This is a genomic window from Rhizobium deserti (assembly GCF_004358025.1).
Classification (GTDB): domain Bacteria; phylum Pseudomonadota; class Alphaproteobacteria; order Rhizobiales; family Rhizobiaceae; genus Neorhizobium; species Neorhizobium deserti.
Genome location: NZ_SMTL01000005.1, coordinates 122,763 through 144,957, shown reverse-complemented (window position 1 = coordinate 144,957; position 22,195 = coordinate 122,763). Strand labels below are relative to the sequence as shown.

General features: G+C 58.2%; 20 protein-coding genes. 6 read left to right on the top strand and 14 right to left on the bottom strand.

The features are described 5' to 3' along the window. Positions 1 to 205: 205 nt before the first annotated feature. From E2F50_RS18090 to E2F50_RS18080, 3 genes are all read right to left on the bottom strand, one after another. Positions 206 to 3,511, bottom strand: coding sequence for a PAS domain S-box protein (locus E2F50_RS18090; protein ID WP_161974225.1), 3,306 nt, complete (start codon positions 3,509 to 3,511; stop codon positions 206 to 208). A 264-nt stretch (positions 3,512 to 3,775) separates the two neighbouring features. Continuing rightward, positions 3,776 to 4,654: an NAD(P)H-hydrate dehydratase gene (locus E2F50_RS18085; RefSeq protein WP_342635744.1), complete on the bottom strand. Its 879-nt coding sequence runs from the start codon at positions 4,652 to 4,654 to the stop codon at positions 3,776 to 3,778. Continuing rightward, positions 4,651 to 5,412 (bottom strand): histidine phosphatase family protein, encoded by a 762-nt coding sequence (locus E2F50_RS18080; RefSeq protein ID WP_133317570.1) that lies wholly within the window; start codon positions 5,410 to 5,412, stop codon positions 4,651 to 4,653. Before E2F50_RS18080 ends, E2F50_RS18085 begins: the two co-directional genes overlap by 4 nt. 267 nt (positions 5,413 to 5,679) lie before the next feature. Between E2F50_RS18080 and E2F50_RS18075 the strand changes: the two genes are divergently transcribed. Further along, positions 5,680 to 6,645 (top strand): TIGR03885 family FMN-dependent LLM class oxidoreductase, encoded by a 966-nt coding sequence (locus tag E2F50_RS18075; protein WP_133317569.1) that lies wholly within the window; start codon positions 5,680 to 5,682, stop codon positions 6,643 to 6,645. 120 nt (positions 6,646 to 6,765) lie between these two features. On the opposite strand, the gene E2F50_RS18070 is transcribed toward E2F50_RS18075, so the two are convergent. Both E2F50_RS18070 and E2F50_RS18065 read right to left on the bottom strand, forming a co-directional pair. Next, the gene (locus tag E2F50_RS18070) at positions 6,766 to 6,990 is read right to left on the bottom strand and encodes a hypothetical protein (protein WP_133317568.1); all 225 of its coding nucleotides are present in this window, start codon (positions 6,988 to 6,990) and stop codon (positions 6,766 to 6,768) included. Positions 6,991 to 7,117: 127 nt separating this feature from the next. Further along, positions 7,118 to 7,327 (bottom strand): cold-shock protein, encoded by a 210-nt coding sequence (locus E2F50_RS18065; RefSeq protein ID WP_037062590.1) that lies wholly within the window; start codon positions 7,325 to 7,327, stop codon positions 7,118 to 7,120. A 336-nt stretch (positions 7,328 to 7,663) separates the two neighbouring features. On the opposite strand from E2F50_RS18065, the gene E2F50_RS18060 reads away from it, so the two are divergent. Next, the gene (locus E2F50_RS18060; RefSeq protein ID WP_133317567.1) at positions 7,664 to 7,915 is read left to right on the top strand and encodes a hypothetical protein; all 252 of its coding nucleotides are present in this window, start codon (positions 7,664 to 7,666) and stop codon (positions 7,913 to 7,915) included. A 483-nt stretch (positions 7,916 to 8,398) separates the two neighbouring features. Next, positions 8,399 to 9,427, top strand: a complete 1,029-nt coding sequence (locus E2F50_RS18050) for a fatty acid desaturase (RefSeq protein WP_133317565.1) — start codon at positions 8,399 to 8,401, stop codon at positions 9,425 to 9,427. A 72-nt stretch (positions 9,428 to 9,499) separates the two neighbouring features. On the opposite strand, the gene E2F50_RS18045 is transcribed toward E2F50_RS18050, so the two are convergent. Next, the gene (locus E2F50_RS18045) at positions 9,500 to 10,093 is read right to left on the bottom strand and encodes a TetR/AcrR family transcriptional regulator (RefSeq protein ID WP_133317564.1); all 594 of its coding nucleotides are present in this window, start codon (positions 10,091 to 10,093) and stop codon (positions 9,500 to 9,502) included. A gap of 140 nt (positions 10,094 to 10,233) precedes the next feature. Between E2F50_RS18045 and E2F50_RS18040 the strand changes: the two genes are divergently transcribed. Then, on the top strand, positions 10,234 to 10,632 hold the full coding sequence (locus tag E2F50_RS18040) for a RidA family protein (RefSeq protein ID WP_133317690.1): 399 nt from the start codon (positions 10,234 to 10,236) through the stop codon (positions 10,630 to 10,632). Between the two features lie 103 nt (positions 10,633 to 10,735). On the opposite strand, the gene E2F50_RS18035 is transcribed toward E2F50_RS18040, so the two are convergent. From E2F50_RS18035 to E2F50_RS18005, 7 genes are all read right to left on the bottom strand, one after another. Further along, positions 10,736 to 11,632, bottom strand: coding sequence for a hypothetical protein (locus tag E2F50_RS18035; RefSeq protein ID WP_133317689.1), 897 nt, complete (start codon positions 11,630 to 11,632; stop codon positions 10,736 to 10,738). 35 nt (positions 11,633 to 11,667) lie between these two features. Further along, positions 11,668 to 12,264: an alpha/beta hydrolase gene (locus tag E2F50_RS18030; protein WP_133317563.1), complete on the bottom strand. Its 597-nt coding sequence runs from the start codon at positions 12,262 to 12,264 to the stop codon at positions 11,668 to 11,670. Between the two features lie 488 nt (positions 12,265 to 12,752). Continuing rightward, positions 12,753 to 13,463 carry a ribonuclease activity regulator RraA gene (locus E2F50_RS18025; RefSeq protein WP_133317562.1) on the bottom strand — a complete coding sequence of 237 codons (711 nt, stop codon included), beginning with the start codon at positions 13,461 to 13,463 and terminating at the stop codon, positions 12,753 to 12,755. 23 nt (positions 13,464 to 13,486) lie between these two features. Continuing rightward, a complete protein-coding gene (araD, locus tag E2F50_RS18020; protein WP_133317561.1) occupies positions 13,487 to 15,223 on the bottom strand; it encodes an L-arabinonate dehydratase in 1,737 nt (578 codons plus the stop codon). A 49-nt stretch (positions 15,224 to 15,272) separates the two neighbouring features. Continuing rightward, entirely contained in the window at positions 15,273 to 16,772 is a 1,500-nt protein-coding gene (locus tag E2F50_RS18015) for a tripartite tricarboxylate transporter permease (protein WP_133317560.1), read from the bottom strand. Between the two features lie 39 nt (positions 16,773 to 16,811). Further along, a complete protein-coding gene (locus tag E2F50_RS18010; RefSeq protein WP_133317559.1) occupies positions 16,812 to 17,288 on the bottom strand; it encodes a tripartite tricarboxylate transporter TctB family protein in 477 nt (158 codons plus the stop codon). A gap of 61 nt (positions 17,289 to 17,349) precedes the next feature. Continuing rightward, a complete protein-coding gene (locus tag E2F50_RS18005) occupies positions 17,350 to 18,333 on the bottom strand; it encodes a Bug family tripartite tricarboxylate transporter substrate binding protein (RefSeq protein WP_133317558.1) in 984 nt (327 codons plus the stop codon). 237 nt (positions 18,334 to 18,570) lie between these two features. On the opposite strand from E2F50_RS18005, the gene E2F50_RS18000 reads away from it, so the two are divergent. Then, positions 18,571 to 19,596: a LacI family DNA-binding transcriptional regulator gene (locus E2F50_RS18000; protein WP_133317557.1), complete on the top strand. Its 1,026-nt coding sequence runs from the start codon at positions 18,571 to 18,573 to the stop codon at positions 19,594 to 19,596. Between the two features lie 9 nt (positions 19,597 to 19,605). Here E2F50_RS18000 and E2F50_RS17995 read toward each other — a convergent pair whose 3' ends face one another. After that, a complete protein-coding gene (locus E2F50_RS17995; RefSeq protein WP_133317556.1) occupies positions 19,606 to 20,775 on the bottom strand; it encodes an L-talarate/galactarate dehydratase in 1,170 nt (389 codons plus the stop codon). A 14-nt stretch (positions 20,776 to 20,789) separates the two neighbouring features. Between E2F50_RS17995 and E2F50_RS17990 the strand changes: the two genes are divergently transcribed. Next, on the top strand, positions 20,790 to 21,761 hold the full coding sequence (locus tag E2F50_RS17990; RefSeq protein ID WP_245515461.1) for a LysR family transcriptional regulator: 972 nt from the start codon (positions 20,790 to 20,792) through the stop codon (positions 21,759 to 21,761). Positions 21,762 to 22,195: the final 434 nt, after the last annotated feature.

The following is a 22,195-nucleotide window of genomic DNA, read 5'->3' as shown; positions in this document are numbered from 1 at the left end:
TCCTGATCCACTTTGCGGCATTCGAACTGCCGCTCCATCAGCGATGTAGGCAGCCGGTGATGAAAGTGAACCACCAAAGGTGAAAAGGAAGATTCCGGCGCTATACCCACCTTGCAAGAGTTAAGAACGTGGGAAGATTTGGCAGCGGCCAAATTATGCAACGCCCCCGGCGAGGTGCAAGGCATGACAAAACCTGCACCCGCTTCTACGGTCGGCTGTCCATGACCTGCCGCAGCGCCCGTTCAAGTTCGAGACTGCTATATGGCTTGGCCACTGTGATAGCATCGACAGGCGCCCGATCCACCAAGCCATTCCCGCTTGCGAGGATCAGCCGCAGATCCGGATGCCTTGCCGCAAGGCGCGCCGCCAGTTCCGCGCCGCCAGTCTCCATCAGGGGGAGGTCGATGATCAGCAAGTCTAGTTCCTCGGTTTGTGCAAGCTCGATGGCACCACGCTCGAGGCTCGTCGACCTTACTGCATGGCCGAGGCTCCTGAGCATTTCCGACGTATTTTCCCGGATCTGCTCGTCGTCTTCGACAAAGAGTATCCTCAATATGCGCGGCGTCTTAGCAACCGGGCTACCGGACGCATCGCTTCGCGGGCTGCGGCCTGCAAGCACTTGCCGGACCTTCCGCGCAAGCGCCTCTCTCGTATAGGGCTTGGACAGAAGCTCGACGCCAGCGTCGAGGCGTCCACCATGCACGATAGAGTTTTCGGTATAGCCTGAAGTATAAAGCACAGCGATGTCGGGCTGACGCTCCCGCGCCCTGCGCGCAAGTTCGGGGCTTTTCATCAACCCCGGCATGACAACGTCCGTAAATAGAAGGTCGATCGGAATGCCCGCCTCGACGATCACAAGGGCTGCATCGGCATTTGGTGCTTTCAGAACTTTATAGCCCAGGTCCGTCAGGGTCTCGACCACAGTGTCGCGCACCTCGTCGTCGTCCTCGGCAACGAGGATGGTTTCGCTGCCGCCGGGGATCGGGCCGCTCTGCACGACGACCTCGCGATCCTCCGAAGCTATGGCGCGTGGCAGATACATCTTCACCGTCGTGCCGTGCCCGACCTCGCTATAGATCTTGACGTGACCGCCCGACTGCTTGGCAAAGCCGAACACCATAGACAGTCCAAGTCCGGTTCCTTTTCCTTCGGGCTTGGTTGAAAAGAAGGGTTCGATGACCAGGTCAAGCATGTCGGCTGGGATACCCGATCCCGTATCCGTGACCGAGAGTACGACATACTGCCCGGGTTCGACCTCCTCGTGCCGAGAGGCATAATCGTCGTCAAGATAAGCATTACCCAATTCGATGGTAAGCCTGCCATGTCCAGCCATGGCGTCCCGCGCATTGATGGCAAGGTTCAGCACGGCGTTCTCGACTTGCGCTGGGTCCGCTAGGCAGTTCCACAGGCCGCCGGCAACGACGGTTTCAATCTCGATCGCCTCCCCGATGGACCGCCGGAGCATGTCGTCCATATCTCGCACGAAACGACCAATATTGATGACCTTGGGGTCAAGCGGCTGGCGCCGCCCGAATGCGAGAAGCTGGCTTGCAAGCTTTGCCCCTCGACTGACGCCGGCCATGGCATTGGTGACTCGACGCTCGGCCTTGGCATTGCCGATCACGTCCTTTGCCAGAAGCTGAAGATTTCCTGCAACCACCTGGAGCAGGTTGTTGAAATCATGGGCGACGCCGCCGGTAAGCTTGCCGATCGTTTCCAGTTTCTGACTCTGCCGCAGACGTTCCTCCGATTGGCGCAATTGCTCCGTGCGCCGTGTAACCTGCTCCTCAAGACTGACCATTAATTCGAGGAGGTTCTTTTCTGCTCGTTTCCGTTCCACGGCGTTATAGACCCGGACAGCCACGTCGCGAATGAAGGCGAGATCTTCTTCCGGCCACCGCGCGGGCTCGGCATCATGCACGGCGAAGATCGCAGCAAGATCGTTTTGATTGCGCAGCGGAACCGCAACCACGGAGCCAACCGGGTGTACTTGTAGCCTGAACTCCTGATAACGGGTTCGGTGGTCCTCCCGTAGGTCGCGGACCACGACGGTCTCTCCCCGCTCAAGCTGCTCCCGAAATAGCTCGAGGTCCGGAAGTTCACCTTCAAGATCGGCCGTACTCGGCGATATCCATTCTTTTGCAGATGAGAAGCCGCTGCCCTCGTCACTGCGTGCCAACACATAGGCCACCCGGCTGGCCGCCAAATTTACGCCGACCATCTCGCAAGCTGCAAAAGCGATCTGGTCTGGGTTGTCCAAAATCGCAGCCGTCTCATCAAAGGCAAGAAGGGCCGACCGCCGAAGCTCTGCCGTCTTCAGTTCGTGGACGTCCGTACATGTACCATACCATCGCACGATATTGCCTGCCGCATCGCTAACCGGGTTGGCTCTGCCGATTACCCATCGATAAACGCCCGTGTTGTGGCGAAGGCGGTACTCGATGTGGTAGGGCCGTCCGGTCATTAGACATTCCTGCCAGATCGACCAGGCCCGCTCCCGGTCATCGGGGTGGAAGATGCCGTTCCACGCGTCTCCGTCCGTGCTGCCAGCCGGCACGCCCGTAAATTCGTACCAGCGGTCGTTGTAATAGTCGTGGAAGCCGTCCGGCGTCGTCGACCAGATCATCTGGTCGACCGAATTTGTCAGCGCCCGAAGACCGGCCTCGCTTTCCCAAAGCTTGCGCTCCACCTCATGCCTGTCATCGATATCAATGACGCTGCCAATGTAGCCAAGGAAGCTGCCGTCGCCTGCCAGGCGTGGCTCTGCGGCGTCGATGGCCCATCGGTATATTCCGTCGGCACGGCGTAATCGATACTCTAGCCTGAAGGGCTCCTGGCGCGACAGCGCATCGAGAAAGACCTGGCTCGCCATGTCCCTGTCGTCCGGATGCGTCACTTCAAGCCAGCCGAAGCCTTCGGCCTCTTCTGGCGTCTGGCCGGTATATTCGTACCAACGGGTGTTGAGGTAGGTGCAGCGCCCCTCCTTGTCCACGACCCACAACATGACGGGGGCGCTGTCCGCCATATTGCGGAAACGCTCCTCGCTTTCGCGCAAGCGCGTCTCATAGGCGGTGCGTTCGGTTGTTTCATTGACAACGCACAGGACGCCCGCTGTTCTACCTGCTTCATCCGGCACGGGCGAATAGGAGATGTCGAAGGTAACCACTTCAGGCCGGCCATGCCGCTCGATGTAGAACGGCCGATCCCGCATGAAGACCGGATCGCCCTGGTCGCGGACCTGGTCGAGAAGCGGCCTTAGGTCGTCCCAAAGTTCGCTCCAATATTCTGAAGCTGGACGGCCGAAAGCGTGCGGATGTTTCTGGCCAATCGTTGGCGCGTAGGCCTGGTTGTAGAGTGCGACATATTCCGGTCCCCAGAAGAGGACCGTCTGGAGCGGCGAGGCAATCATGATGCCGAAGGTTGTCTTCAGGACCGGCGGCCAGTCGCTAGGAGCGCCCAAAGGGCTGCCGGGATCGAGGTTCCTCAAAAGGTCATCTACCCTAAAGCTCACGGCCTCGACCTGATCCGCCATACCTGCACCGACCTCAACCCTTAAACAAACAAGCTCCTAGCTTCACTGTGGCTTGGAGTAAATGATCAGAACCAAGATCGCTAAGAGATCTTAACATGCCGTGGAACAGGCCGACACCAGCTGTGAGCGAGGCAAGTCTGCTTAACCGTTGGATGACCTCACCTTGAGGCAAAGACATCCTTTAGATGCATCTGGAGACGCAATAGATTTGTCCGATCGAACTTTAGTATGTTGATGATGCTTCTAACTCGGCTCGATCATGAGCTTCGGAACAAGGTCGGGGATTTCGCGAGCTAGGAAACCAAGCGGGCCCACCGTCTTCGCCAACTGCGAACCCGCTTCGCCATGAAGGAAAACGCCCCATATGGCCGCGATCAATGGTTCGGCTCCCCGCGCCGCTAGCCCAGCGATAATGCCGGCGAGGACGTCCCCTGAGCCAGAGGTCGCCAGCCCGACGCCACCGCCTTGGTAACGCCAGATCCCTGTCGGCGCAGTGATGACGGTCTGGCTGCCCTTCATGATGACCACCAGCTCGAATTCCTTCGTCAGGCGCAAAGCTGCTGACGTGGGATCATGTTCCACGACCTCCTTGTCGACGCCCAGCAGGTTTGCCATCTCGCCCGCATGCGGCGTGATGATGACACGCCCGGACCGTCTGCGCAGGCTGTCGCCGAGTTCCATGATCCGCGGCAAAGCACCGGCGTCCACGACGATAGCTGCTTCACAGCTGCTGTCGAGCAGACATCTCAGAACCTCGTGGCCGTCTGCCTCTTCCACCATTCCTGGCCCCACAAGCAGCGCATTGCTGGAAGCCCACCTCGAAGCGGTGGACGCGACGGGGCCGGATTCCAGCCCGCCCACCTTCGTTTCCGGCAGGCTGATCACCAAGGCCTCGGGCATGGCCAATGCCAAAGCTCCGGCGCGGCTTTCGACGGTTGCGATCTGAAGCTTGCCGGCACCGGCACGCATGGCGCCCAAAGCGGCCAGAAGAACGGCTCCAGGCACCTCCCGGCTTCCGCCGATAATGCAGATGCGGCCGCGCTCTTCCTTACTGCCTTCGGCAGGCTGCGGCAGCGGTAAGCCTGCGAGAAGAGCCGCGTCGATGATCTGCGTGTCCATCATCGAGCTGCCACATTTGCATCTGTCTGAGCCGTCACAGGCGCTCCCGCTTCAACAAGCGGCGCCACGAAATTGTAGCGCGTCAGAACCAGGCCACCTCCGACCTCCGTGTCGGTTTGGGCGAGGTATTCGGTGACGCCGCAGTTTGACACGTCGCCTTGCCGATCTATTTCAAGGATCTGCTCTTCGGACAGGTTTTCGATGATATAGCGCATGCACAAGACCACAACCTGATGGGCGACAATCAGGACGCGATGATCCGCATAGTGCAGGCTGATCGTATCCAGCATGCTTCGCAGTCGCAGGATGACGTCGCACCAGCTCTCGCCAGCCGGCGGGCGATGATAGAACTTCCCCAGGATCCGCCGGAACTCGGCCTGATCCGGATGAAGCTCCTCTATTCCCCGCCGCGTCAGCCTGTCGAGAATGCCGAACTCCTTTTCACGCAGCCGCTCGTCTGTAACGACAGCGAGCCCCGCCTGCGCTGGTAGCTGCCGAGAGATGATATCTGCCGTTCGCATAGCGCGTTTATACGGCGAAGCAACGATGACGTCAGGCTGTTCCGAACGGGGAAGTTTGGCGAACCAGGCTCCTAGCGCCTCGGCTTGCTGCTCGCCAAGCCCGCTCAGGGGCACGTCAACATCCCGCTCTGCGATATCGATACGCGCATGTCCTGCAAGATCTGCGGCATCGCGCGCGACATTGCCGGCGCTTTCACCATGCCGGACGATCCAAATCTGCTTCGGCCAGGTCTGCTTCATGTCGCTCTCATTTAACCTTCACTCAAGTACATCTGGCTGCCGTGCCGATCGCATGATCGGACGAGCGCCTTTCATCCAGGTTCGGAAAACCCCACCTCCTTCAATTCGTTCCATTGCCAGCGCTGTGTGGCAGCTGGTGGCTACGGGTCGGCCCGAACCGAGGAACACTTCAAGCCCTGCCGCTGTTAGCTCCCGGAACAGGACGGACCCCGATGGGGCTGACCAACTACATTGAGAAAATATAGCCTCAGAGGAAGAGCGAAGACCATGTTGATCGGCTACCATGCTTCACACGAGCAATTTGCACCCAGCGATCTCCTCGACTTCGTACAGGAGGCTGAGGCCTGCGGCTTCCAGGCAATCATGACCTCCGACCACATCGCACCATGGAGCTTGCGACAGGGGAATTCGGGCAATAACTGGGCATGGCTGGGAGCCGCTATGGCGAAGACATCTTTGCCCATTGGCAGTTTGGCGATCCCTGGAGGCTGGCGCTATCATCCAGTTGTTCTCGCCCACCTGATCGCGACACTGGCACAGATGTTTCCCCAGCGGCTTCGCTGGATCGCCCTTGGAAGCGGTGAGGCACTCAACGAACACGTGGTCGGCGGGGGCTGGCCTGAAAAGGGCGAGCGCAATAAACGCCTGCTGGAGGGCGCCGACATCATCAGGGCGTTGCTGAATGGTGACGAAGTCACGGGAGCAGCGTCACATTTCGACGTTGACCAAGCAAAACTTTGGTCACTGCCGGAAAAGCTTCCATTGCTTTTTGGTGCTGCGCTGACAGGCGAGACGGCGGAATGGACAGGCTCTTGGGCTGACGGGCTAGTCACGGTGCGAAAGCCCGCTCAAGAACTCCGCACCATTGTCGAACGCTTCCGCGCAGGCGGCGGGAATGGGAAGCCTTTGGCTCTGCAGCTACAAGTCTCCTGGGCAGCGACCAAGGAAGATGCGAGGTTGGCCGCTTGGGATCAATGGCGTAACGCGGCTGCGCCCCCCGCCAGCCTCTCCAACCTGCGATTGCCTCAGGACTTCGACGCCGCCACAAGCGATGTCAAACCCGAAGCCATTGACGACGTCATCCCGCTGATCACGGATGGCGAGGAACTTCTTGGGCTCATCAGCGAGGCCGCATCCTGCGGCTTCGAGGAAGTGTTTATCCACAACGTCTCACGTGATCAGTCTGGCTTTCTTCGTTTCATGGGGCGCGCCGTAATCCCATTCTTAGCTTAGCCGACCGCAGATCCCACGCAGCCCGCAGCAAACGCCAACTGCATGCCGCTGGCGGGGAGGCGTAGCTGGTCAGTATCTCCACAGGCCCGCTTGAATAATTAAGCACGGACCTTCTTGGCCTCAGGATTTGCTGGCGCGCTTTGCGATCAGGCCGGCCGAAGCTGTTGCTATATCCTGTGCTTCCTTGGCCAGCCGCGCATGACGCAATCGCAGGGTCTTCTCCTCGCGGGCCTGCGTGATCGAATCCAATTCCTCAACAGCGTGGCCGCGCGCGAAGAAGTCCGATTGAGTGTGGCCGAAGGCGATCTCAGCCTGCTGCCGAGCTTTAGAATGTGTCTGTGTCATAGCTGGTCTCACTTATGGCGCCCGCTCGCGCGAGCAAAAATAGAAAAGGCCAGGCTATTCGCCCGGCCTCGGATAATGTGATCTCGTCAGTGCCAGTACATCCGTGGTCACAGACGAACCAGCTATATTAGGCAGCCTGAAGATTGCAGGCCGACATCTTGCCCGACTTGTTGTCGCGCTCCAATTCGTAGCCGATCTTCTGGCCTTCAACGATTTCACGCATTCCGGCGCGCTCGACGGCTGAAATATGGACAAACGCATCAGCGCCGCCATTGTCAGGCTGAATGAAGCCGAAGCCCTTGGTGGAGTTAAACCATTTTACGGTGCCTGTGGTCATGATGATGAACCCTTTCAAAGCATGATTGATTGACCACGCAGCCTAAGGCAGCGTGGATGGTGATAGCGACGTTTTTGAAAGGAAGGTTCGTTCAAAGCGCGTTGCCAATCGCGCGGTAACCAAAGCTCAGCAAGCAAAATATCGATAAACCAGAAATAGTGACTGCTAGCAGATATGTCAACCTTTAGTTTCGATGCACCATTGACGCTGCGCGGTATACCCTTACATGGGTCCTGAAACAGTCGGATGGCGCCATCAATAGCATGAAGCCTTGGGCTCCGTGACGCACTGCCGGATATGGACAAAAGGCATAATTGTCGGAAAGGCAGGCCAGCGATGAGTAACATCAAAGAATTTTCAATCAGTGCGAATGGCGACCGCTGGTCTTTGGACAGCATCGGCGGGGAAACTGTCGTTCTGCACCAAGCGAACCAACCGTCCGGTGGGCACCAGACACGGATTGCACTTGCAGAATTTCTAGAGGAACGCGTTGGGAAGCCCGAACATGCGGCACTTCTTCAGATCCTCGGCCACTCCAGGCACGAAATCAAGGATGAATTGAACAACGGCGAACCCGGCACGCATTGACACATTCTTCGATGGAGGGTCCACCGTGGAACGCTATGGTGCTCTTCGTCATCCAAGTTAAAGACGCTGCCTTTCAATAGGAGAACGAGCCGTGGGCTGGAAAACGCCAAAGATCGAATATGTAAACGGTTACAAGATCATCGAGGTCGAAGGCCCCTCTTTCAAAGTCTTCGAGGGTGATCGCCAACATGGAGATGACTTTCCTTACTCCGGGGAAGCCATTGCTCACGCCAATTCGCTTCCGACACGGGAAACGTCGCATAGCTTAATCCCGATGCGCTAGAAGCGGTATGGAGCAAGTCCTTCGGCGGTCGGTTACGGTTGCCGAGCTCGCATCGGTCTTAGAGATGCGTTATCTGTCGCGGACGTGAAGCAGACACAATACCGTTCTAGAGGACATGTCAGCGACATCCCTCCTGCCGAGCAAAGCCTCGTCTTCTTCCAGCACGTCCCTGAATTTCACAAGAAAGACACTGATCAAACATGAGCGCGACGACATCGGCTGTCCTTCCTGGCGGCGTGACAGAAAAGGCCTGGCTCAAGATCCTTTCAGGATACCGGAAGCCCACCGTGAGCCGAAGTTTTTACGAGCTGGCCGTGACATTCATACCGTTCGCGCTCCTATGGGCCGCGGCTTGGCTCGCGATCCACTTTGGCTACTGGATCGGCATGGTTCTGGTTATTCCGGCGGCCGGTTTCCTGCTGCGGCTTTTCATGTTGCAGCATGACTGTGGGCACGGATCGCTTTTCGGGAGACGCCGATGGGATGACTGGACCGGACGGGCGATCGGCGTGCTGACGCTTACCCCCTACGACTACTGGCGGCGCGCGCATGCCGAACATCATGCCTCTGCCGGCAATCTTGACGAACGGGGCGTTGGCGACATCACGACGCTGACCGTGGCGGAATATCGGGCCCTGACACGCCGGGGGAAGCTCGGCTACCGTTTATACCGGCATCCATTCGTCATGTTCGGTATTGGCCCTGCCTTTCTGTTTTTGTTCAAGCAACGCCTGCCTTTCGGCATGATGCGGACAGGTGCCCTGCCCTGGCTTTCGACGATGCTTACCAATTTGGCTGTCGCGGTTCTGGCCGCCTTGCTGATATGGGCGATTGGCGTTGTACCCTTTCTTCTGGTCCATCTGCCGATCGTCCTGCTCGCCGGATCGGCCGGCGTCTGGTTGTTCTATGTTCAACACCAGTTTGAAGAGACCCACTGGTCCAAGCCGCCGGAATGGTCCTTTCCGCATGCTGCCATGCATGGCGCATCGCACTATGATCTGCCGCGGCCGCTCAGATGGATTACCGGCAATATCGGGATGCATCACGTCCATCACCTGTCCAGCAAGGTTCCCTTCTATCGGCTGCCGGAAGTATTGCGAGATCATCCTGAGCTGGCGGATCTCGGCCGCATCACCCTGCGCGAGAGTTTTTCTTGCGTGAAGCTCATCCTATGGGACGAGACGTCACAGCGACTCATTTCCCTCAAGGATGCAAAGATGCTTCCTTAAGGGGGCCTAGGGGCCGCAGTACCCAACAATTCCTTGAAAGCGGCGAACTGCCCGTTGAGGCTATGCCGGCGATCATGTGGGCTGGACAAGAAGCCCGCTTGCCATGGCGCGGAATGCCTCTACAGCCCTTGGCAGCACGGCTGCAGCATCATCGGAAGCAGCAACCCAAAGCGCCGCGTTGAGTGCCGCGCCACTGACAAGACGCGCAGCCGCTTCCGCATCAACGGGTTTCATGATCCCGCTTGCTATCAGCCTTTCAACAGCCTGCCTCGTGACCTGCAGACAATTGTCCTGGCTTGGCCATTTGGAAGGATCTCCAAGCACGGCCGGCCCATCCAGCAGAACGATGCGCTGAACCTCTGGATCCAGCGCCATCTGGATATAGGCTTCCGCCTCCGTTAGAAGCCCTGTCCATTCATCCTTTTCGGCCGCACCAGCGTTTTTGGCGCGAGATGCCATTTCGGAATCGATCTGGTTGACTACAGCAGCCAGCAGGCCACGCTTATCCCCGAAATTGTGGTAGAGGGCGCCGCGCGTCAGACCCGCCTCTGCCGTCAATTCGTCCATGGACGCACCGGCAAAACCTTTTTGCGAAAATGCCCTGCGAGCAGCTGTGACAAGCTTGGCTCGGTTCTCTTCCATCTGTTCAACGCGTTTCCTTGCCATGGCCCTTCCAACTTCGCATACGTAGCGTATCTGGGTTGACATACATCTCGTATCTCAGTATGACATACGCATCGTATCTGAATTGGCTGCTGCATGGAAGTCATTGTGGCAGCCGGCGAACCCAGGTGAAAGGAAATATTATGGCTCAGCGCCACGCAATCTTCCCCGCCAGCAGACATGCACTTTACGAGAAACATGGCTATTCCGCCGCGGTTTTGTCCGGTGATCTGCTTTTCGTCTCCGGACAGGTCGGCAGCTTGCCGGACGGGTCGGCTGAGCCTGATTTTGGACAACAGGTGCGGCTCGCGTTCAAGAACCTGGAAGCTATACTCGAGGCTGCCGGCTGCACCTTTGACGACGTCCTGGATGTCACGACATTCCATACCGATCCAGGGAAACAGTTTGAGATCGTAATGCCGGTTAAGGAGCAGTTCTTTAACAAGAAACCCCACCCGACCTGGACAGCCATCGGTGTGAATTGGCTGGCAGGCTTCGACTTCGAGATCAAAGTCATGGCTCGGGTGCCGTCCGGGATCTAGCGGCTGACTGCCATTGCCGATACAGGTCCGGACATATCACCGGCCTGGCAAAGGGGCCGCTTCCAATGCCGACCTCTTTCGATCTGGTGTCGAAACTTTGGCGCTACAGGCCTTCGACGTTCTCCCCGGAGATCGCTCTTCTCGAGACCTGGCGCCGTTCCCTCGCCTTCGCAGCTCTTCTGGCTGCTCTTAACTCCTCGAGTGTTGGCTGCCACCACCCCTGTATGCGTTCCTCTTCGTCAGGCTCATCGCGCGCCGGCCATGTGTGAACCAGCTCCTCCAGAGTGGCGTGCCGCCACCCAGCCCAGACATGCTGATCGTCCACGCCCGGATGATGATCTTCGACCTCTCTCGGGTCGATAAGTTCGCCGGTCACTTCGGTGAAGACCAAGATACCATATGCAGTTGTAGACACTGGCCGCTCCAGCGGCGGAAGTTCATCAACAGGAACCGGCAGCCGCCGCCTCTTCCTTTCCGCCGTCCGCCGCCTTGCCTTCGCCTCCTCCTCGGTCCCCTTTCGCGCTTCGGCCCGCTTCTGACGCTCCTGCGGTTCGTTCCGTTTGGCAGCCTCTTCAATGGCCATCCACCGATGCTGCAGGTCATCATAAGACGCAAACGGAACTTCCCAGGCCTTTTCGTCTCCGTTCCAACGCGCGAAAGGTACCTGCCGCAACTCATCGACGACCGTGCGGGAATAGGGCGTGCGGATACGGAAACCGCGATGAAACACCTCGAGATAAGGACTTAAGATCGGTTCGAAGTGATAGGCATCGCGTCCCTTCTCGTCGTCGAACGGGATCCGCCGGTCAGTCTCCTTGGCGAGCCAGCGGTCGATGCGGCGCTTCGCGGTTGATCCGGGAACGGTCCAAGCTTGAAGATTATCGTCCCAACGTGCGCGCGGAAATGTTTCGCGAAAACGAGCAACTGTCATCCGGTCGAACGGAAAGGATACCGTCTCGAAAGATGGCTTCTGGTCTTCCGTGCGGATGTCGTTGTTCATGTTCTCAGAACTGTCTGCAGCACTGACGGTTTCCATCAGGCGAGGCTCTTCTGCAAGAATTGTAGAGCAAGCTCAGCACCACCCGGTGAAATCGTATGACCAACTCGAGGCAATAATTGCAGCTCGACCTGAAATCCAGCGCCTCGAAGCTGAGTGGCAGCCATGGTGGACGCTATGGAGGGTATCGTCCTATCGTCCTGGCCGTGAACGAGCAGGACGGGTGTATTACGACCGGCGGACGAAATCGGCATGGGTGCAAGAAGTCCGGCGAAGGACACGAGCGCCCCGACCTTCCAGCGGCCGGAAGCAACCGCATCCAGTGCGACAATGGCCCCTTGCGACACGCCGACGAAGGCGATGCGGTCTTGAGAACCTCGAAAACCTTCTTTTTCAACGATGTCGGCGACGGTGCGGTCAAATCCCTCGCGAGCCGCTTGGATGTTATCTGCAGCCAGTGGATTATTGTCCACGCGAAACCACTGATGTCCGTAGCGATGATGAAACGGGGCGTCAGGCGCAGCGAAGCGGGAATGCGTCAGCACCGGACGCCAGCCGCTTGCCAGCGGCATCAACTGTGCGCCAGAGGCGCCTATACCATGGAAGAATATGACGAGACTGCTATTTGATGCCATCGATGAACCAAGCCGCTGATAGAAACCAAGCCAAGGGCGCTCAACCCTTTCAGGGAGCGCCCTTTTGCCCCGCGCGCAACCATCAACGCGCGACGGCAGAAGTCGCTGCGGAAGTCGCGCTGGTGCGGGGTGGCAAGGTTTAGATGGTGCTTGTTGAGAAGCTACACAAGGTCCGAGGCATGTTCTGCGGTGGTGCCTGGTATTTCATTTGAGGACGCTAAAGCATTGTTCTGACCGAACATGAGGCTCTTGAGAACCATCCGCACTTGACGTCGTGGAACAGCCAGACACAACAACGCGGCGGCTCCTAAGCTGAAAAGCTGCCGCTGGCAGCAGGCCGCGGTTGTGTGCAGGCGCCTCAAGCTACGCTTCGCACCGCCTGCTCATCTTCCCTGCACGCCGCCGATTCGCTTCACATCAGCGATGTGCTCTTGTTTTTTGCTCACAAGCCGGCATTTGCGCTCTCCCAAAATAGAGCCCTCTGCTCCTTATCGGTTGTTCGCTTTCCGCCAATCCGCAAAAATCGCGAGGTTGTTCTCGTCGGTGGCCGGATAGAGACCGATGATCGTGTGGCCCTGCTTCACGCGCTCGACGGCGAAGTCCTCGTAAGCGGTCATCTCGACGGCCTCGTCGGCAATCTCGTCGGCGATTTCAGCTGGGATGATGATGACGCTGTCGTCGTCGCCCACCACGATGTCGCCTGGGAAGACCGGTACATCGCCGCAGCCGATCGGGACGTTGATGTCGATCGCCTCATGAAGCGTCAGGTTTGTCGGGCTTGATGGACGATGATGATAGGCCGGAATATCAAGCTCTCCGATCGTCATCGCGTCGCGAAACCCGCCATCGGTGACAACCCCTGCACCACCACGCACCATCAGCCGAGTGATCAGGATATCGCCAGCAGACGCCGCGCGTGCATCCTTGCGGCTGTCCATGACGAGCACATGGCCTTCTGGGCACGTCTCGATCGCGTGCCTCTGCGGATGTTTCGGATCCCGAAACACGGTCATCGGGTTGCGGTCTTCCCGGGCCGGCATATAGCGCAGCGTGAAGGCCGGGCCTACCATGTTGCGGCCCTTGGCCTTTACAGGCCGAACATCCTGGATCGTCTGGTTTCTCAGGCCACGCTTGTAGAGCGCCGAGCAAAGCGTCGCGACGGACACGCCCATCAGCTTTTCGCGGGTTGCAGGGTTCATCTTTCCTCCTCACACATGTCTTATCAGTTGATCGCAGGCTCGGATACTTTCGCGCCGAACTCGGTTTTCAGGAAATCGAAATCGCAGCCCTTGTCGGCCTGCTCGATATGCTTGGTAAACATAAAGCCATAGCCTCGCTCATAACGCGGTTCCGGGGCAACCCAGTTCACCTGCCGCTCCGCGAGTTCGGCTTCGGGAACCAGCATGTTGAGGCTGCGCGCGGGAATATCCAGTTCCACCACGTCCCCGGTTTTGAGGAACGCGAGCGGCCCGCCGATATAGGCTTCCGGCGAGACATGCAGCACGCAGGCGCCGAAACTCGTGCCGGACATTCGTGCATCCGAGATCCGCACCATGTCGCGCAGGCCGAGCTTGAGCAGCGCCTTCGGCATCGGGATCATCCCCCATTCCGGCATGCCCGGCCCGCCTTGCGGCCCCGCATTGCGCAAAAGAAGCACAGTCTCCGGCGTTAACGGATAATCCGGGTCATCGATGATCGTTTTCAGCTCCGCATAGCTGTCCGCCACCAGTGCCGGACCGCGATGACGGTGGAACTTCGGATCGCAAGCGGCCGGTTTGATGACCGCACCATCCGGGCAGAGGTTACCCTTCAAGACCGCCAGCGAGCCCTCATGATAAACGGGGTTGGTGAGCGGCCGGATAACATCCTCGTTCCAGATCTTCACTTGGTCGAGCCCCTCGACCAGAGGCCTGCCGGTGACGGTGACCGCCGCCGGATCAAGCTTGTCGCCAAGCTGCTTCATCAGCGCCCGCAATCCGCCGGCATAGAAGAAGTCCTCCATCAGATAGGTCGTACCAGATGGCCGGATATTGGCGATGACGGGCGTGGTGCGACCAATCCGATCAAGATCATCGAGCTCCAATGGCACGCCGGCGCGCCGCGCCATGGCGATCAGATGGATAATGGCATTGGTCGAACAGCCGGTTGCCATAGCAACGGTCACGGCATTGTCAACGGCGGCCGGCGTGATGATCTTGTCCGGCGTCAGATCCTCCCAGACCATTTCGACAATGCGGCGGCCGCAGGTGGCCGACATGCGCTGATGGTTTGCGTCGGCGGCAGGGATAGACGAGGCATTTGGAAGGGTCAGGCCCATTGCCTCTGCGATAGCGGTCATGGTCGAAGCCGTTCCCATCGTCATGCAATGGCCGTAGCTGCGCGCAATACCGCCCTCGATCCCTTGCCATTCCTCCTTGGAAATGGTGCCCGCCCGGCGTTCATCCCAGTATTTGAACCCGTCCGTACCCGAGCCTAGCGCCTTGCCTGCGTAATTGCCGCGCAGCATGGGCCCGGCCGGAAGGTAGATAAAGGGAATTCCCATGGAGACTGCGCCCATTACTAGGCCCGGCGTGGTCTTGTCGCAGCCGCCCATCAGAACTGCGCCATCCACTGGATGTGAGCGCAGCAGTTCCTCCGTCTCCATCGCCAGCATATTGCGATAAAGCATGGTCGTCGGCTTGACGAAATTTTCCGACAGCGACAGCGCCGGCAGCTCCATCGGAAAGCCACCTGATTGCAGCACGCCGCGCTTCACCCATTCCACCCGTTCGCGGAAATGCATATGGCATGGCTGCGCATCCGACCAAGTATTGAGGATGGCGATGATGGGGCGGCCCTCCCAATCTTCCGGCGCATAGCCCATTTGCATGGTGCGCGAGCGATGGCCGAACGATCGCTGGTCGTCGGGCATCATCCAGCGCGCCGAGCGTAGTTCTTCGTAAGTCTTTCTGCCTGCCATTCCGAAACTCCCGTGCCTTCTGGCACCTGTGCTTAAGGCTCCTAGCCCGCTATTCAGTGAATGCTTCTTCCCGCTTCCGGCTGATGCTTGGCGACAGCACGAGGGCTAGAACGAGGCCGGCGAAGATCAGCAGCGACAGGCTGAGCGGACTGCGCAGGAATGTTGTCGGATCACCCTGGCTGATCAGCATTGCTCGGCGCAGGTTTTCTTCGAGCATCGGCCCCAGAATGAAGCCGAGCAGCAGTGGCGCCGGCTCGAACCGCAATTTGCTGAGTGCAAAGCCGATGACGCTGAACCCGGCCATCACGAAGACATCGAAAACGCTGTTGTTGATGCTGTAGGCACCGATACAGCAAAAGCCGACGATCGCTGGGAACAGAAGATGGTAGGGCACTGTCAGCATCCGCACCCAAAGCCCGATCAGCGGCAGGTTGAGGATGACGAGCATCAGATTGCCAGACCACATGGAAACGATCATCCCCCAGAACAACTTGGGTTCATCGGAGATGACATTCGGCCCTGGCGTGATGCCCTGGAGGATCATCGCGCCCACCATCAACGCCATGACCGGATTACCCGGAATTCCAAGCGTCAGCATCGGGATGAAGGATGTCTGGGCACCTGCATTATTGGCAGATTCCGGCGCCGCGACGCCTTCAATCGCTCCTTTGCCGAATTCCGCTCTATTGGGAGAAACACGCTTTTCCATGGCATAGGCCGCGAAGGAGGCAAGCATGGCACCCCCGCCTGGCAAGATGCCGAGAAAGGAGCCGAGCGCAGTGCCTCGCAGGACCGGACCGCAGACCCTCTTGAAGTCTTCCTTCGTCAGCATCAAGCCCGTGACACGCTTGACGCCAACCGACCGCTCCTGCTCATTTTCAAGATTTCTGAGGATCTCGCAGATCCCGAAAATTCCCATGCTGACGGCAACGAAGTTCAGCCCGTCGTAAAGTTCAGGAATATCGAACACGTAGCGTGGCGTGCCGCTTTCGACATCGGTACCGACCGTTCCGAGAATCAGTCCAAACACGATCATCGCCATGGCCTTTACCAGCGAACCGCTGGCAAGCGCGACGGACGCGACAAGTCCCAGAACCATCAAGGAAAAATATTCGGCCGGACCAAAATTGAGGGCAACGGCTGCCAATGGCGGCGCCGCGACGGCCAGCAGGATGGTTGCAACCGTACCCGCAAAGAAGGAGCCGAGCGCAGCCGTCGCGAGTGCTGGACCGGCCCGCCCGTTGCGCGCCATCTGGTAGCCGTCGATGGCTGTGACAACCGAAGAGCTTTCACCGGGAAGATTGATCAGAATGGCGGTGGTGGACCCACCATACTGGGCGCCGTAGAAAATCCCAGCCAACATGATGAGCGCGGATTCTGGAGGCAGACCGAAGGTAATCGGCAGGAGCATGGCAATGGTGGCCGTGGGCCCAAGACCTGGCAGCACGCCGATGGCTGTTCCGAGAAGACAGCCGACAAAACCGTATAGAAGGTTCATCGGCAGGAAGGCGGTAGATGCACCAAGCCAAAGGTTAGAAAATATATCCATAGTCGGTCCAATCCGCTTCTATCGGTTGGGTAACATCACTCAGACGTTGCCGAGGAAAGGAATCCATGGGCCGAAGGCGCTGACGGGAAGCGACAGCAACCGCGTGAACAAGAGAACGGAACAAACGGACAAAAACAGGCCGAGCAGGATCGAGTGGCGCCAGTTTGCATACCGGCTGGCAGCCGCAACGCCAACGATCAGAACGAACATGGTGGGAGCAAGTCCAAGACGCGCTAGCAGGAGACCAAAGCCGACCGGCGCAAAGATGACCAGAGCATAGGCCATCCAGTTCCAGGTGTCAGGCTCGCTTTCTTCTGCCTGGACGATGATCGACTGCACCATGATCAGCGCGCCGAGAACAATCAGAAGCAGGCTGAGCATTCTTGGGAAATAGCCCGGGCCCATCTGGAAGGAGTTTCCGGCTTCCAATTCTCGGCCGAACCAGATGAACAAGAGGCCGATACAGATCATCGACATACCGCCGACGAAGTCGCGTCCGTTTCTTATCTTCAGCATCGTATTGCACTCGCAGATGAATGTTTTTGCCGGCCGGGTACGATCCGGCCGACAAGACTGGTCATTGCAGCGGAACGTTGGCAGCTTTGATGACTTCGGCCCATTTTACGGTTTCCTTGGCGATGAAGTCCTTGAACTCAACCGAGGTATTGCCGACAGGGGTGACGCCCATGGCTTCCAGCTTGGCCTTCATGGCAGGATCGGCGATAATGGCCTGTACTTCCTTGCTCAGCTTTTCAACGATTTCCGGCGGCGTGCCGGGAGGTGCGAAGAGACCATGCCAGGACGTCGCCTCGAAGCCCGGAATGATGCTCGCCATGGTCGGCACGTCCGGAAGTAGGGCAGCCCTCTCCAGGCTAGTCACCGCAAGAGCCTTGACCTTCCCGCCTTTCACCTGCTGTGCCGCCGTCGGAATATTATCGAACATCATGTCCACATGTCCGGCCACGACATCGAGAATGGCCTGACTGCTTCCCTTGTAAGGAACATGGGTAATCTTGACGCCGGTCTTGGTAGCAAGCAGTTCGCCGGCCAGATGGATGGAAGTGCCAACGCCCGATGACGCATAGGTGTGCTTGCCCGGCTCCTTCTTCAAAAACTCGACGAGTTCCTGCACGGAATTTGCCTTGATCCTGTCCGGGTTGACGACAAGCACGTTCGGCAGGCTCGCGATCAGCGAAATCGGCTCGAAACCCTTATCCTTGTCGTAGGGCAAAGCCTTGTAGAGCGTCTGGTTGATGGCATTCGAGCTCACCGTGCCCATCCCGATCGTGTATCCGTCCGGCTTGGAGCGCGCCAGATCACCAAGACCAATATTGCCACCGGCGCCGGGCTTGTTTTCCACGATGAAGCGTTGGCCCAAACGCTTATCCAGTTCCTCGGCCACCAGACGCCCGAACGTGTCCGTATTTCCGCCTGCGGCAAAGGGAACGACGACGGTCACTGTCTTTGACGGATAATTGTCGGCGGCACGACCAGGTTCGGCGCCTGCCATACAGAAAGCAGTCGCTGCGGCCGCGATCGCCATAAATCGATTAAGGTTCATGATTTCTCCTCCACTTGTCTGGCTATGGCCAGCTTCGAAACACCATCTCTTCCTGACCCTCCTCAAGAAGAATGAAAGCGCTTCCATTGTAGCTCCTTGAGCATCGGCCGCAAGCATTACGACAAAATTCTTATGTCTTTATAATCAATACACTACAGCCCCCGGTCCTCCACGCATCCTTCTTGCACTTGATAAACAGGAAAATGAAAGCGTAAATCATTTGCAGGGGAGCATTTAATGGCTGATCAAAGCAGAAACAAGCAGAATGCGGTATCCGGCCCAGTGACTCTGGCTGATATTGCTCGGCTTGCGGACGTGTCGCCTGTCACGGTTTCGCGCGCCATCAACATGCCGCATCTGGTTAAGCCTCGGACGCTGGAGGCAATCGAGCGGGTTATCGCCAGAACGGGATATGTACCCAATCTTCTGGCTGGCGGGCTCGCCTCACGCAAAACCAAATTGATCGCCGCCATCGTTCCGGCAGTCTCCAGTACAATCTTTGCCGAGACCATTGAGGGCCTGAATGCCGAATTGGTGGCGGCCGGCTATCAATTGCTTCTCGGTCTGAGCGGCTACGATGCGCAAAGGGAGCTTGAACTGACGCGGGCGATCCTGGCCCGCCGTCCCGACGGCATCATTCTCACCGGCATTACCCATTTGAAGGAAACGCGAGCCATGCTGACGGGGGCAGGCTTGCCGATCGTCGAAATCTGGGATTCAACGCCGTCACCGCTCGATACGGCTGTTGGCTTTTCCCACGCAGCCGTGGGTGCGTTGGTCGCGGATCATCTGCTGCGCACGGGATATGACCGCTATGCGCAGATCGGTGCAAACGACCCGCGAGCGGTTCAGCGCCGCGATGGCTTCGTCAATCGTCTTGCCGGGGTTGCACCTGTCGAACTGCCGGACCTCGAGATGAACTCGCCCTCCACTTTTCGGGACGGCCGCCTGGCCATGGCGCAGCTTCTGGACCGCGGTCATGGCACACTCGGCGTGTTCTGCTCATCGGATGTGGTGGCGCACGGCGCATTGGCCGAAGCCTATGCGCGCGGCTGCAAGATGCCGAAACAACTCGCGATCGTCGGCTTTGGCGATTTCGACTTCGCCCCGCACACCCACCCTCCCCTGACAACGGTACGCATTGACCGTCGCGACATCGGCACCAAGGCCGCGCAATCCATCCTCAGGAAGATCGCCGGTGATGAGGATGTGGAAGCAATGATTAATGTCGACTTCCACATCGTCGCGCGCGAAACGGCTTGAGCACTCATATCAAGGCCGCTGACCGAACTCCGATTCAGCTCTTTTCCAGTGCTGCGACTGCTCCGACAGCGTGATTCCCAGCCCCGGACGGGTCGGCACCAGCATGCGCCCGTTCTGGATCTCAAGCCGCTCGTTGAACAGCGGATCGAGCCAGTCGAAATGCTCCACCCAGGGCTCAAGCTCATAGGCTGCGGCGAGATGCAGGTGGATTTCCATGGCAAAATGCGGCGCGAGCTGCAGCTTCTTTGCTTCGGCAAGAGCGCAGATCTTCAGGAACTGGGTAATGCCTCCGACGCGCGGCGCATCCGGCTGAATGAAGTCGACGGAATTGTTTTGGATGAGAGCGATGTGTTCCAGAACGCTTGCCAACATTTCGCCGGTAGCGATCGGCGTGTCGAGCTGTGCAGCAAGTGCCGCATGGCCTTCTACGTCATAGGCATCAAGAGGCTCCTCGATCCATGTCAGATTGTATGGCTCCATCAGTCGACCGAACCGCATGGCACTTGGGCGGTCCCATTGCTGGTTGGCATCCACCATCATCGCTGCCCGGCCGCCGATCCGCTCGTGGACGGCAGCCACGCGTTTCAGGTCGGCATGCATGTCGGGTTGGCCGACCTTGATCTTAATGCCACCTATGCCTGCTGCGATGGACTGCTCGACATTGTCCAGAACCTCTTCGATCGGAGAGGACAGGAAGCCACCTGACGTGTTGTAGCATTGCACGGAATCGCGATGAGCGCCCAGCAGCTTGGCGAGGGGTAGTCCGGCGCGCTTGGCCTTCAAGTCCCAAAGGGCAATGTCGAAGGCGGCAATCGCCTGGACCGCCAAGCCACTCCTGCCAACCGAGGCTCCTGCCCAGCAGAGCTTGTTCCATAACTTGCCAATGTCGTTGGGATCCTCTCCGAGCAGAACATGGGCGATTTCTTTTGCATGCTCGTACTGGCCTGGTCCGCCGGCCCGCTTGGAATAGCTGAAGCCGATACCGCTATGACCGTTCTTGGTTTCGATTTCCGCAAACAGGAAAGCGACCTCGGTCAGCGGCTTTTGCCGCCCGGTCAGAACTTTTGCATCGCTGATCGGCGTTTTTAACGGCAGGAAGATCGACGACAGCTTGATCCAGGCGATGCTGTCTGCGCTGCCGGTCTGCAACCGTGAATCGACTTGTATCTGCGTGTCCATGTCCTAAGCCCTTGATGTTCACTCTTCGCTTGACTGATACCGCCGCCATCCATCTAAGTCCAAATCGATTGCTATTGGAAATCTATTCAGGTTTTGAATTGATGTTGGATATGGTCCAAGTCAGGTCATTTGTCGTTTTGGCATCAGAACTGAACTTCAGCCGGGCCGCGCGCCGCCTAAACATGACACAGCCGCCGCTCAGCCGACAGATCAAGCTGCTGGAGCAAGAACTTGATGTGACCCTCTTCGACAGAAGCAGCCGACGCGTGGCTTTGACGCCAGCGGGTCTTGCCTTTCTTTTCGAGGCACAGAAACTGCTTCAGCAGGCAGACGCAGCGGTGACTGCAACCCGGCATGCCGCGCGTGGTAGTGCGGGATCCATTAGAATCGCGTTTGTTGGCGCTGCCACTTACAGTTTTCTGCCTGCCTTCATCATCAGGGCGCGGGCGGCGGCACCCCAGGTCGAGCTGGAACTGGCTCAGATGGAAACGGCGGAGCAGCTAAAAGCGATCAACGACGGTCAGATCGACCTCGGCTTCTCACGTCCGTTGATCGGACCGCACCATCTCGACAGCCTCTGTGTCGCCCGCGAATCTATGATCCTGGCAATACCAAAAATCCATCCTCTCGCAATAAAGCGGCGTCCTGCACTCGACATGCTGAACAACGAGCCCTTCATCATGTTTTCGCCAAAGGCGCGCTACCTGCACAAGATGCTGACGCAGTTGATGACGGCGCACAAAATCGAACCCCGCATCGTCCAGAGCATGACGCATTCACAGGCAATCCTGTCACTGGTCAGCGCCGGCATTGGTCTTGCCATCGTCCCTGCCGGAACGCAGAACGCCTGCTTCGCCGACATCGTTTTTAGACCGTTGGACATGCGTGACGATTACATAGCCGAACTTCACGCCATCTGGAGCCCGGACAATCGCAGCCCATTGCTGCGTGATATGCGCGATGTAGCAAGAGCCTTTTTGCGCTGACCGGTAGATCAATATTGATTGGCGGGTCGTAAACCTACCCTGCTGTGAACAGCCGCAATTCCTTTACTGCAAAATCTTCAAGTAGCATAGAATCGGCAATGCATCGCGCGGGATCTGAGCTTTGGATGATCCTTCTGCAGTTGGGCGTCTACCTCGGATGGAGTGTTTATGAGCGAACGCTGCCGCCTTTGGATCGCTTCTTCGTGCAAGGCGGAGCGCCCTCTTTCCGGCTAACGCCGTCTGTCTAAAATGGGACAATCAACAAAGGCGGCGGAGGGCAGAAGACGGCTGCTTTAATTTCAGGTTCGCCACTTTGTTTCCCAGTGGGATGGTCGCCGCTTTTGATGTCGTCTTTTCAGCCTTTTTCCGTCAGCCTAGACACGGCCGTCATAGCGTAGAGCATAGCATGAGGCCTAGCCGGCAAAGGATCCGCG